Genomic DNA, 11,797 nt, shown 5'->3' on the forward strand with positions numbered 1-11,797 from the left:
TCCTGCGCGATGAGTCGATGCACCTGAACTTCGGCATCGACGTGATCAACCAGATCAAAATCGAAAACCCACACCTGTGGGATGCCGAGATGAAGGAAGAAGCGACCCAGATGATCCTGCAAGGGACCCAGCTGGAGATCGAATACGCTCGCGACACCATGCCGCGCGGCGTGTTGGGCATGAACGCGGCAATGATGGAGGACTACCTCAAGTTCATCGCCAACCGTCGCCTTTCGCAGATCGGTTTGAAAGAAGAATACCCAGGCACCACCAACCCATTCCCGTGGATGAGCGAGATCATGGACTTGAAGAAAGAGAAGAACTTCTTTGAGACCCGGGTGATCGAGTATCAGACCGGTGGGGCGTTGAGCTGGGATTGATCGGCTCATAGTTGCGACGTGAAAAAAGCCCTGGGGTCGTACCCAGGGCTTTTTTTATGGGAGCCGGCTTGCCATTTCTTGAAGTACATCACCTCAAGCACCTGACCCGTAAGGGTTCGGATCACATCTCCAATGCTGTAGCCTTATGCCCCAATTGCCATCAGCGTTGTCACCGGTCGAGTGACCGGGATGATTTCACTGCGGGGTTTTACTCAAGAATCAGCAGATTGATACCGGAGTAGACTCCTGCGGTCACAGCTTATGCATTCCAAAAAAATAGTAGATAGGACCGAGGCCACCCCGTGAACCCAGACATGCTAGAAGCCGGCCCAGTGGGCGCCAAGGTACTTTCAGTGTTCGACTTCGACGGCACCCTGACCCGCCACGACAGTTTTGTACCGTTTCTCAAGTTTGCTTTCGGCAAGCAGGAATTCAACCGCCGGATGCTCAAGCTGGCGCTGCCGGGCTTGCGTTTTCTGTTGCGCCGGATGAGCCGGGATGAGCTCAAGGCGCAGTTGATTCGCACCTTTATGACCGGCGTTGAGAAAGCCTGGGTGCAACAGAAAGCCGAGGAATACTGCAAGACCTACTGGAACAAGCTAATGCGCCCTGCCGGTTTGCAGTCGGTGGCCGATGAGATCGGCTCCGGCGCCGAAGTGACATTGTGTTCGGCTTCGCCGGCAATCGTGTTGCAACCTTTTGCCGATCGCCTGGGGATCAAGCTGATCGGGACCGAGCTTGAGGTGGTCGATGGGGTGTTGAGTGGGCGCCTCACAGGTAACAACTGCCGTTGTGAGAACAAGGTGCTGCGGCTTGAAGCTGTGTATGGCGACCTGGGTGAGTATCGGCTCAGGGCCTGGGGCGACACGCGCGGGGATCGCGAGTTGCTGGCGGCGGCGCAGGATGCGCATTGGCGGCATTTTCATTCGGCCAAGCGTCGAGGCAAGTCGAAGCCATAAGCCGCTTGGAACCAGCCCTTTCAGACGCGTTGAAAGGGCTGCGCCCTGATAGCGGACATTTGTGCTACCCGCACAACCCCGCTATTAATAGCGAATCTTCCCACGGACCCGCCCCGATGAAATTCGACACAGCCTATTGCCTGAGCCTGGACGAAAAGCTGTCGATCTATGACGTGCGCGACCTGAACTTCGACGAAACCGCCGCCTTCGATTCCGACAAGGACAGTTTCCTGTGCCCCAACGATGATTGCCGTGCGGCGTTTGCAACGGGCAATGTGCTGGGTACGTTCAATGCAAAGAACGTCAATTACCTGCGCACGCCGCATTTCAAAAACCTGCCCAGCACCCGGCATATCGACGGCTGCCGCTATGCCAGTCACAAGACAGTGCCAGGAGAAGCCGAGGATGGGCGCGAGGAGAACTTCCCGTCGGAGTTTGTACTGACTCGGCGTCAGTATGAACGCAAGGCAGCCATCCGCGGCGCCACAGACACTCTCCCACAGGATCTGGCGAAAGCACCTTCGGAAATCTCCAATACTTCCCACAGTGCCAGCGAAACCACACCAGACAAGACCAGCGTCTTTGCCCACCCGGTCGAATGCTACGTGTCCAACATCGACGACAAGGACAAGCTCAAGGGCATGCCGCTGAAGATCGGCGAGCAGACCGCGAGCTATTGGGCGTTTTTCAAGAAAATCGAATACCTGCAAGACAACAAGGGCTTGATCTATTGGGGCCGGATCAAGGCGATCAAGGACTACACCAGCAGCTTTCGCATCGACTTCGAAAAAAAGGTGTGGCGCGACAAGAAGCCCTACTCCGTCAACGTGTACCTGAACAAAAAGCTGATCGAGAACTACCGCAAGCGCAAGGCGTTCCTGGAGCAGATCAAGGCCGCTGTAGACAGTGAACGCCCGCTGTATTGCTTCTTCTATGGGGTGACGCCGGAGTTGAAACAGGTACCGAGCAAGAAAACCCCCGAGCAGACATTCGGGGTGTTCAGCGCCGATATCCAGAACCTTGACCACCTGCTGATCCGCGAGGCGCCGGGGCTGGTGGAGAAATGAATTGAGGCGTCCACCAATCGCGGGCCAGCTATCCAGGAAATGATCGAGTTGATGAACGGTCAAAACAACTGTACAAAAACACAGTATAGTTTGTTCTCCCCCGTTGGATTCCTGGAGAACCCCCATGTCCTCTCTGGCAGTGAGCACCACCGTAGATCAGCAAATCGTCCTTCATCAGTTCACCCCACGGCACAGCGTGCAGGCCCGCGCGCTGCTGGGCTGGAGCCGGGAAGACCTGGCCCGGCACGCCGGGGTTGGGGTGGACGCTGTCCAGCGCTTTGAAAGCCATCAAGAGGTGGATGACGCCATCCGCATCGCCCTGGCATTTCGCCTTGAGCACGAAGGCCTGGTGTTTTTCCCGGGGTTTGCGCCGGGGTGGGGCATGAGCGGGCGTCGCTCCCCAACACCACAGGCTGATGCCGAACCTGGTCGCCGTAGCCTTATCGCACGGCTGCTGGGCTCGACATCGTCGAATACGCCTCATCCCAACGGCGCATAGGCCCGCTGACCGCGCAGCGGGTTCACCTCGCGTACATGCCGGCGCGTGCCTGCATCGCCTGTTGATAGATCCGTACCAAGGCCGACAGCGAGTCCCGCGCCCAGCGGGCACCATAGAACCAGAGCACGACCTTGGTGCCGTTGAGATCGTCGTTGAATAGTTGGCATACGCCTGGGTATCCGGTTTTGCAGAAGCCGTGAAAAGCTGGGCTTTGGCCATCGGACACCAGCGCGTCGAGGCGATGTTCGCTCACCCGCTCATCGATCTGGTTGCTGGACGCCAGGGAGAAATACGCAGCGGCATCCGGTAACTGCGCCTGCACTGGCACCACTTCGGCACCGGCATCCTTTAACACCTCCAAGGCTTGGAGAAATCCGCTGGAGTGCTCCACCGTTTCACGCACACCGTTGCGCAGGTATTGGTCGGCAAAACCGATACGCCAATCGGCCAGGACAGGAGCAGATTTCGCTGCATTGTTTTCCATGACTGGCGGGACTGCCACCATGACCGGGCCCGCAGGGTCGACGCCGCTCAGGGCTATGAGCGATAACGACGGATCACGCACAGTCTTCATCATCGGCCCCGGGACATCGAACCTGGGGCCCTGGACAACAGGTGCTGCGGCAGGCTGGAACTCAATGCCACCCCGAGGTGTTGCCCCATTGTCCGTCGACCCAGCGGGGGCTATCGGCGCGCAAGGCACTGCGTTAAGGATGTTGAGCAGCAAAGGTAGCCCCCCTGAACAGGCAGCACCTGGCGCCAGGATTTTCCTACATTTGTCCTCCATCAAGGCCCACTCCCAGGAAATGAATTCCCCGAGATCATCCCATCCTTTTCCGGTCGGTTCTCATGGCAGAAATACGTTGAAAAGCCCTTTTACAGACAGAACGTTGCAAACACCTTCAACTCGCCAGCGGTTGTGTCACCTGGGCCTCGACGTCCAGCCACCAGGCATGCCCGCGCTCAGGTGCCGCCAGCGTGAAAGCCTGACCCATGGCGGGCGTGGTAATCGACACATTGCGCTCCCAGGCCAGGGCCATGATGCGGTCGAACGGCTCATGCCAGGCATGGAATGCCAGATCAAAAGTGCCATTGTGGATCGGCAGCAACCAGCGCCCCTTCAGGTCGATATGGGCCTGCAAGGTTTGTTCGGGCTGCATGTGCACATGGGGCCAATCGACGTTGTAAGCTCCCGTTTCCATCAGCGTCAGGTCAAATGGCCCGTATTGCTCGCCAATGCGCTTGAAGCCATCGAAGTAGCCGGTGTCGCCACTGAAAAAGATACGCCGGGCGCCATCAATCATCACCCACGAGGCCCACAGCGTCTGGTTGCCATCAAACAGCCCACGCCCGGAAAAGTGCTGGGCCGGGGTTGCGACAAAACGGATACCGTCCACCTCGGTGCCCTGCCACCAATCCAGTTGCCGCACCTTGTCGGGCGCTACACCCCATTTGATCAAGGTGTCGCCGACGCCCAGCGGCGCTAGAAAATAGCGGGTCTTGGCCGCCAACTGCACCACCGCCTGGCGGTCCAGGTGGTCGTAATGGTTGTGCGACAGGATCACCGCCTCAATCGGCGGCAGTTCTTCAAGGCTGATGGGTGGCTGATGAAAGCGCTTGGGGCCGGCCCAACTGAAAGGCGAAGCACGCTGGGCGAACACCGGATCGGTCAGCCAGAACTTGCCACGCATTTTCAGCAGGATGGTGGAATGTCCCAGGCGGTAGACACTGTGGTCCGGGGCACTCTGCAATTGTTCACGCGTCAGGCGCTGCACCGGAATCTCCCCCACGGGCCGCGTACTGCGGGGCTTGTGAAAGAGCATCTTCCAGAAAATCTGCAGGGTTTTGCCAAAGCCCGCACGGTTGACCGGCGCATGATTGTTGAAGTGGCCTTGCTGCTGCTCGGATGGCTTGAGCGCGGCAGAGGGGGTGTCGAGACGGTTAGAGATCGTGGCCATTACAAAGTGACTCCGGTACGTTCTGCTGATGCAGATCAACAACTACACTGCACAGTGTAGTTTCAAGATTGCAACAAAACCCGGACCAAGTAAACTACCGAGTGTAATTTTCTTCCCAGAGCCGAATAGTCCCATGACTGCACCCCAACGCCTCACCGACCGTAAACGCGAAGCCATTGTGGCGGCAGCCATTGCCGAGTTTCGCGACAACGGTTTCGAGGTCACCAGCATGGACAAGATTGCGGCCACGGCCCGCGTCTCCAAGCGCACGGTGTACAACCACTTCCCCAGCAAGGAGGAGTTGTTTACCGAAATCCTGCACAAACTGTGGGCCAGCAGCGTCGCGCAACTGGATGTCAGCTACAGCAGCCAACAACCCCTGCGCGACCAGTTGCGAGTGCTGTTGGAAGCGAAGATGAAAATGATGTCGGACGCCAACTTCCTCGACCTGGCCCGGGTAGCGATTGCTGCGACCATCCACTCTCCTGAACGCGCCCAGGACATCGTCAATCGCCTGAGCGAGCGCGAAGAAGGGTTTACTTTGTGGGTGCGTGCCGCCCAGGAAGACGGGCGTCTCAAACCCGTTGACCCGTGCTTTGCCGCCCATCAGGTGCAAAGCCTGCTCAAGGCGTTCGCCTTTTGGCCGCAAATCACCCTCGGCCAGCCCACCCTGGACTTGGCTACCCAGGCCAACGTGATCGAGTCGGCAATGGACCTGTTCCTGGCCGGCTACGAGATTGCTCCCCTTCCCCGATAAGCCCTTGTGTCGCCAATACGACGCTCAGAAGTCGTTTTTACCGTAATCCCTCTGGATCTCCACGCAAATGGCCCGGAAGGACACTGATTATTCCCACGTAAATAACTGACAATAATCGCCTGTCATCTGGCGTAAATGGCCTTTGAATAACCTACGCCTTCGCCACTTAAAAAAAGAAAAACCTGACGCAGGGATCTATGGAAAACCTTCGAGGCAAAGGGCTGTCATTTGCCCGGCGCATTTATCGGCCGCGCATTATCGGGCTGGGCGTTGGCAGCATTTGCGTGCTGGCCGCCCTGTACCCGCTGGCCATGCCCGGATGGATCTGGGCGCTGTGGCTGTTCAACGCATTTATCTGGCCGCACCTGGCGTACCAACTGTCGAGTCATTCGGCATTTCCCTACCAGGCTGAGCGCCGCAACCTGCTCTATGACTCACTGTCCGGTGGGTTCTGGGCCGCAGCCACGCAATTCACACCGCTGACCGCAGTGACCATCCTCGCGATGATGACCATGCATAACGTCGCGGCGGGCGGCAAACAGTTGATGATCCAGGGCATGCTCGCGCAACTGGTGGGCGTCGCGCTGGCCTGGCTGGTATTCGGCCCCTCGTTCAACCCCAATGTGGGCCTGATCCAGGTGTATTCGTGCCTACCGATGTTGATCCTTTACCCCGTCGCCATCGGCATGGCCAGCTATCGCCTGGCCATCAAGCTCTCGGAACACAAACGTGCCCTGAGCGCCCTGAGTCGTACCGACAGCCTCACCGGCCTGCTCAATCACGGTTCCTGGAAAGACCTGCTGCAACTGAAGTTCCACAAGTGCCAGCAGCAACAGTCCCAGGCCACCATCGCGTTGATCGATATCGACCATTTCAAGCAGATCAATGACGCCTATGGCCATATCGTCGGTGACCGCGTGCTGCGACAACTGAGCAAGGAATTGCAGCGCAACGTGCGGGAAAATGACCTGGCGGGCCGCTACGGTGGCGACGAGTTCTGCGTGATTCTCCCGGACGTGCCGCTGGAGCAGGCCAGTTATGTGATGGAGCGCCTGCGGGAAATGTTCAGCCGCTACCGCGACCCGCAGGTTCCGGAACTGCGGGTCAGCCTGAGCATTGGCCTGGCGGCCTACCAGGTGCAATTCACCCAGGCGCATATGTGGCTCAATGCCGCAGACCAGGCGCTGTACGCCGCCAAAGGCACCGGGCGCAACCGGGTGACGGTTGCCGAATCACTGGTCGCCCGCTCTGCCTGAATAGAACTTCCTTTGGTGCCCATGACTCAGAGCTCCCAGCTGTACTGTCTGCCGGTATAACGGAAGCCGGCAATAAGCACGTCTGCCGTGGGCCTGGGGCTACACGGCGCGCAAGCGCACCCATGGATACATCCACGCACGTTGCATCACTGAGCACGCAACCATGCTATTTACCGCCCACAAAAAAACCATCACTACCCTACAAGAAACTGTCAGCCAACAAGCTGGCCTGCTCGATGCCATCGAGCGCTCCATGGCCGTGATCGAGTTCGATCTACAAGGCAGCGTGTTGCGCGCCAATGACAACTTCCTCAAGACCATGGGCTACCGCGAGGATCAAGTCGTCGGCCAGTCCCATCGCCTGTTCTGCACCCCGGCGTTTGCCCGCAGCGCCGACTACAGCCAGTTGTGGACGCAACTGCGCAATGGCCAGTTCCAATCGGGCACCTTCGAGCGCGTCGCCGCCGACGGTCATTCGGTGTGGCTGGAGGCCAGCTACAACCCGGTACGCGACCAGGCCGGCCGAGTGGTGAAAATCATCAAATATGCCTTGGACGTAAGCGCCAGGATGCAGGCCGAAAGCGAAGCCAATGCCAAGCTCGAGGCGATTGACCGGGCCATGGCCGTGATCGAGTTCAACCTCGACGGCACCATCCTTACCGCCAACCAGAACTTCCTCCAGCGCCTGGGCTACAACCTGGCAGAAATCCAGGGCAAGCATCATCGCCTGTTCTGCAAGCCGGAGCTGGCCAACAGCCAGGAATACACGGACTTCTGGCGCCGGCTGAACCAGGGTGAGTTGTTCAGCGGCCAGTTCGAGCGCATCACCCGCTCCGGCCAGACGCTGTGGCTGGAAGCCAACTACAACCCGGTGTACGACGCCAGCGGGCGCCTGTGCAAGATTGTGAAGTTCGCCTCCGACGTCACCGCGATGGTGGAAAAACACGCCGCAGATGCCCAGAGCGCAACCCAGGCCTATCACATCTCCCTACAGACCCGGGACATCGCCGAAAAAGGCGCCGAGGTGATTCAGCAGACCGCCAGCGGCATCCATGACATTGCCGCCGACATTGAAAGCTCATCCAGACTGATCGCCAAGTTGGGCGAGCGCTCGCAGCAGATCACCGCCATCGTCAACACCATTCGCGCGATTGCCGACCAGACCAACTTACTGGCCTTGAATGCAGCTATTGAGGCCGCCCGCGCGGGTGATCAGGGCCGCGGATTTGCGGTGGTCGCCGATGAAGTCCGACAACTGGCCGCACGCACCAGCGGCTCCACGGCGGAGATCTCGAGCATGATCGAGATGATCCAGAGCGAGACCCGCCAGGCCATCGACAGCATGGACAACACCCGCGACCGCGCAGCCCAGGGCGTGGGCCTGGCCAACCAGGCCGGCACGGTGATCCTGCAGATTCGCGAAGGCGCCAGCGATGCCGTGCGGGCGGTGAGTATGTTTGCCAATGAGCGGGTGGGGTTGTAGGCGCTTACCAGGGGTGGCTCAGGTGCCGGCCCAGCTCGTCGAACAACGTCACCACTGAACGCAGCGCCCGACAGTCCGGGCGCGTCAGCAACCACAAGGCGGTGTCGTAACCCGTGAGCGCCGGCCCCAACGCCTACGGGATTTGCGTGATGGTGATCAACCCACCAGGCTGCGCACCGCGCTGATTTGCGGGATCTCGACCCGGCGCATATACACGCGCAACGGCTCGGTGATGTTGATGCGATCATCGATGTTCTGGTCCAGCAGCAGTTGGATGTGCTCGCGGGACAGGGTCATGGCCTGGTCGGCCGCGGGCTGCCAGACGAACTCGCTGGTGGGGATGATGCCGTCGTCGGCGACGTCCATGCCGAACGAGTCTTCGCTGAAACGTACGATGTACTGGCCGGTCTTGCGGTTCAGGCCGACAAAGCCGTTGAGTTGGTCGGCGGCCTGGCAGATGAGTTCCGATGTGATGCGCATGCTAAACCTCACTGAAAAATCCCATAGGGGAAGTGAACGATGGTTTACACGCGAGGCGGCGAAATAAGGCAATGGGGTTCCCTCTGGCGGGGAAACTCGGGCCAAGAATACTGCATAGCACGGCACAAAAGCGCAGAAAAAATAGCGCATGCGCACGTTAATGTCGGTTTGGTGATAGCGCGATTTGCATGCAATTGTTAAAAAGGAACCCTTCTTGAAGCTACCTCCACGAAAGGACCTCGCACATGCCTGCTACGTTTACCAAGAGTGCCCTGCTGCTCGCTCTGATGATGGGCCTTGGCCACGCACAGGCTGCAAGCCCCATCAGCCCGGTTGAACTGGCGACCAAGGACGGCATCCCCCACCCAGCCGTGATCGCCCACCGGGGCGCGTCCTTCGATGCGCCGGAGTCCACCGCTGCCGCCTACAAGGTCGCGCGCGACCTGGGTGCCGACTACCTGGAACTGGATCTGCAGCGCAGCAAGGATGGCGTGCTGTTTGCCCTGCACGACAACAACCTGCAACGCACCACCGACGTGGCCACCAAGTTCCCGGAGCGCAAGGACAGCCCGGCCAACGAATTCACCTGGAAAGAGCTGCAAACCCTGGATGCCGGCAGTTGGTTCAACACCGCCTACCCGGAGCGTGCGCGCCCGGGCTTCGTCGGGTTGAAAATCCTCAGCCTGGACGAAATCATCAAGATCGCCGAAGGCAACCCCCAGCACAAACCCGGCCTGTACATCGAAACCAAGGAGCCCAAGCAGTTTCCGGGGATCGAAGCCGATCTGAAGGACAAACTGCTGGATAAGGGCTGGCTGAGTTCCGTGGGTTCCAAGCTGGGCAAGAGCAACACCGGCGTCGGCCAGGGCAAGGGCCGCGTAGTGCTGCAAACCTTCGAGACGGCCAGCCTCAAGGAACTGCAGAAAGAAATGCCCAACACCCCGAAAATCCTGCTGTTGTGGGTGGGTGAAGGCAGCATCGAGCCCAAGTCCAAGGTGACCTTCGCCGAGTCCGGCGAGCCAACCAAGGCGGCCTACTATGCCAAGCAGGAACCCAAGGACGCTGCCGAGTTCGAGAAGTGGGTCGATGAAGCCAAGAGCCTCGGTGCGATTGGCACTGGCCCGTCTGCACAACTGACGGCCCTGGGCGACCAGAGCTATTCGGACCTGGTCAAGCCCGAGATGAACCAACTGACCCACGACAAGGGCCTGCTGGTGCACGTCTATACCGTCGACGAGCCGGTGGATTTCGAGAAGGTCATGAGCGCCGGGGTCGATGGCATCTTCACCAACCGCGCCGCCGAACTGCTGAAGTTCTACAAGCGCTGGCCGTCGTCCAGCGTGCAGGACCTGCTGCAGGACAACGGTTACTGAGTGAGCGAGTGGTCAGGCCAACTGTGGCTGGGGCCGGATTACGGCCTGATCCTCGGTGAGACGGGGCGCACGGCGCCCCACGCCCATTATGCCCATCAATTTATCCTGTGCGCGCATAGCCCCATCACGGTCAGCCTTGATGGGCAGCTGCAAACGGCGTATCGCCTGTTCATCCCCTCTCGCCAGCCCCATGCCATCGTCCATGCCCCTGGCACGGTGTTGATGGCCTATGTGGAGCCCGGTGCATTTGATCGCGAGTCGTTGCAACACGCCCTGGATACCGCCGATTTTTCCCATGAGCGCCTTGCGCAGACATTGCGCCAGCTGCCACGTCGCCAGGCAGACGATGAGCGCGTGCAACGCGCCCTGCACACCCTCGATCAACAGTTGAGCGGCAAGGTCTCGGCGCAATCATTGGCACAGGCGGCGCATCTGTCGTTGAGCCAGTTGGAGCGCCTGTTCGTCAGCCAGCTTGGCGTGCCGGTACGGCGCCTGGTGATGTGGCGCCGCCTGCGCCTGGCCTTGGATCTGGCCTTGAACGGCCACACCCTGACCCAAGCGGCCCACGGCGCTGGGTTTGCCGACTCGGCGCACTTCTCGCGGACCATGAAGCAACTGTTTGGCGTGACCGCCGGGGCCTCATTGCGCCATCTTCAAGTACACCTCCTACCGTAGTGCGGTGGGTACCGGGGGTTCCTTGCTCAATCGCGCGGGGCTGAAGGGCTCACGCAACTGCTCGACGTAATCCAGCGGATAGTCCGGCCGGCTGCCAATCCCCAGGTCGCCCTCGCCCATTCGATAATCCTCGGTGTAAAACGCAGTCCCCAGCAGCCAGTCCCACAGGTTGAAAAACAAACCGAAATTCACATCCCCCGCGCGCCCGTATTTCATATGGTGAAAGCGATGCACCGGCGCCCAGGCAAACACCCAGCGCAGCGGCCCCAGGCGCATATCGACATTGGAATGCTGTAGCAGCAACTGGATCGCAATGGCCAACGCCAGCAGCATCGCCACCTCCACTGGAATGCCCAGCAGGATCAGCGGCAGCAAACCCGCCGCGGCCTCGAGCATCTGGTGCAAGGGATGCTTCATCAAGCCATTGAACCCATAGAGCCGCTGCACGCTGTGATGCACCGCATGCAAACGCCAGAGTGCGGCGATGCGGTGGCTGGCGTAATGCATCAGGGTGATGCCCGCGTCGGCAATGATGATCGCCAACAGCAATTGCGCCCACAGCGGCCAGGCGCGCGGCCAGGCGCCCTCGATGGCCAGCCATGCCGTGAGCAGCGGCAATGCCAGCAAGCCCAGGGCGTTCAGGCTTTCATTGACCAGCGCGTGGAGGACATCCCGGCGTCGGTCGCCCAGGCTGCGGTTCCACTGGGGCTCGTAGGGCAAGCACAGTTCGGCGATAAACGACACGCCGATGGCCAGCGCAAACACCGCCAGCAGCCACTGCGAGGCGCCTAGGGTGACCAACCAGAGCCCCACGCCAATAAACCCTGCCCAGAACAAGGGGGCGTATAGCCAAACCGATATCTGTTTCATAAGTGTCTCCCGTGGGTGAGACACCAGCATGAAATCTCCC

At 59.7% G+C, this 11,797-nt stretch carries 13 protein-coding genes and 2 pseudogenes; 10 read left to right on the forward strand and 5 right to left on the reverse strand.

What is annotated here, in order from left to right:
• The 5 genes and pseudogenes from HBO05_RS04420 to HBO05_RS04440 all read left to right on the forward strand — a co-directional run.
• Positions 1–380: ribonucleotide-diphosphate reductase subunit beta (locus HBO05_RS04420; protein ID WP_170058888.1), on the forward strand; the 380-nt coding region annotated here is incomplete at its 5' end.
• Positions 381–445: 65 nt separating this feature from the next.
• Positions 446–622, forward strand: a pseudogene (locus HBO05_RS04425) (HNH endonuclease); the annotation flags it as partial.
• A 72-nt stretch (positions 623–694) separates the two neighbouring features.
• The gene (locus HBO05_RS04430; RefSeq protein WP_169955303.1) at positions 695–1,339 is read left to right on the forward strand and encodes an HAD-IB family hydrolase; all 645 of its coding nucleotides are present in this window, start codon (positions 695–697) and stop codon (positions 1,337–1,339) included.
• Positions 1,340–1,455: 116 nt separating this feature from the next.
• Entirely contained in the window at positions 1,456–2,406 is a 951-nt protein-coding gene (locus HBO05_RS04435; protein WP_172311872.1) for a hypothetical protein, read from the forward strand.
• Positions 2,407–2,530: 124 nt separating this feature from the next.
• Complete coding sequence (locus HBO05_RS04440; protein WP_170041945.1) at positions 2,531–2,905, forward strand: helix-turn-helix transcriptional regulator; 375 nt, start codon at positions 2,531–2,533, stop codon at positions 2,903–2,905.
• Between the two features lie 22 nt (positions 2,906–2,927).
• On the opposite strand, the gene HBO05_RS04445 is transcribed toward HBO05_RS04440, so the two are convergent.
• Together HBO05_RS04445 and HBO05_RS04450 are read right to left on the reverse strand one after the other, a co-directional pair.
• Positions 2,928–3,692 carry an amidase family protein gene (locus tag HBO05_RS04445; RefSeq protein ID WP_170041962.1) on the reverse strand — a complete coding sequence of 255 codons (765 nt, stop codon included), beginning with the start codon at positions 3,690–3,692 and terminating at the stop codon, positions 2,928–2,930.
• A gap of 115 nt (positions 3,693–3,807) precedes the next feature.
• Positions 3,808–4,863 carry an MBL fold metallo-hydrolase gene (locus HBO05_RS04450; RefSeq protein WP_172311873.1) on the reverse strand — a complete coding sequence of 352 codons (1,056 nt, stop codon included), beginning with the start codon at positions 4,861–4,863 and terminating at the stop codon, positions 3,808–3,810.
• 133 nt (positions 4,864–4,996) lie between these two features.
• Here HBO05_RS04450 and HBO05_RS04455 point away from each other — a divergent pair, with 133 nt between their 5' ends.
• From HBO05_RS04455 to HBO05_RS29430, 3 genes are all read left to right on the forward strand, one after another.
• Positions 4,997–5,620: a TetR/AcrR family transcriptional regulator gene (locus tag HBO05_RS04455; RefSeq protein WP_169955307.1), complete on the forward strand. Its 624-nt coding sequence runs from the start codon at positions 4,997–4,999 to the stop codon at positions 5,618–5,620.
• 197 nt (positions 5,621–5,817) lie between these two features.
• Positions 5,818–6,876, forward strand: coding sequence for a diguanylate cyclase (locus HBO05_RS04460; protein WP_169955308.1), 1,059 nt, complete (start codon positions 5,818–5,820; stop codon positions 6,874–6,876).
• Between the two features lie 163 nt (positions 6,877–7,039).
• Positions 7,040–8,359, forward strand: a complete 1,320-nt coding sequence (locus tag HBO05_RS29430) for a PAS domain-containing methyl-accepting chemotaxis protein (RefSeq protein WP_172311875.1) — start codon at positions 7,040–7,042, stop codon at positions 8,357–8,359.
• 4 nt (positions 8,360–8,363) lie between these two features.
• Here HBO05_RS29430 and HBO05_RS04470 read toward each other — a convergent pair.
• Together HBO05_RS04470 and HBO05_RS04475 are read right to left on the reverse strand one after the other, a co-directional pair.
• Positions 8,364–8,462 (reverse strand): annotated as a pseudogene (locus tag HBO05_RS04470) (LysR family transcriptional regulator); the annotation flags it as partial.
• Between the two features lie 53 nt (positions 8,463–8,515).
• Positions 8,516–8,839: a DUF2025 family protein gene (locus HBO05_RS04475; RefSeq protein ID WP_076962912.1), complete on the reverse strand. Its 324-nt coding sequence runs from the start codon at positions 8,837–8,839 to the stop codon at positions 8,516–8,518.
• A 245-nt stretch (positions 8,840–9,084) separates the two neighbouring features.
• Here HBO05_RS04475 and HBO05_RS04480 point away from each other — a divergent pair, with 245 nt between their 5' ends.
• Complete coding sequence (locus HBO05_RS04480; protein ID WP_170056887.1) at positions 9,085–10,212, forward strand: glycerophosphodiester phosphodiesterase; 1,128 nt, start codon at positions 9,085–9,087, stop codon at positions 10,210–10,212.
• Positions 10,213–10,887 carry an AraC family transcriptional regulator gene (locus HBO05_RS04485; protein ID WP_169955311.1) on the forward strand — a complete coding sequence of 225 codons (675 nt, stop codon included), beginning with the start codon at positions 10,213–10,215 and terminating at the stop codon, positions 10,885–10,887. It abuts the gene before it with no gap.
• Here HBO05_RS04485 and HBO05_RS04490 read toward each other — a convergent pair.
• Positions 10,879–11,757 (reverse strand): sterol desaturase family protein, encoded by an 879-nt coding sequence (locus tag HBO05_RS04490; RefSeq protein ID WP_172311877.1) that lies wholly within the window; start codon positions 11,755–11,757, stop codon positions 10,879–10,881. The two genes, HBO05_RS04485 and HBO05_RS04490, sit on opposite strands and share 9 nt — an antisense overlap.
• Positions 11,758–11,797: the final 40 nt, after the last annotated feature.

Origin of the sequence: Pseudomonas sp. WS 5079 (genome assembly GCF_012985465.1) — a bacterium.
Classification (GTDB): Bacteria; Pseudomonadota; Gammaproteobacteria; order Pseudomonadales; family Pseudomonadaceae; genus Aquipseudomonas.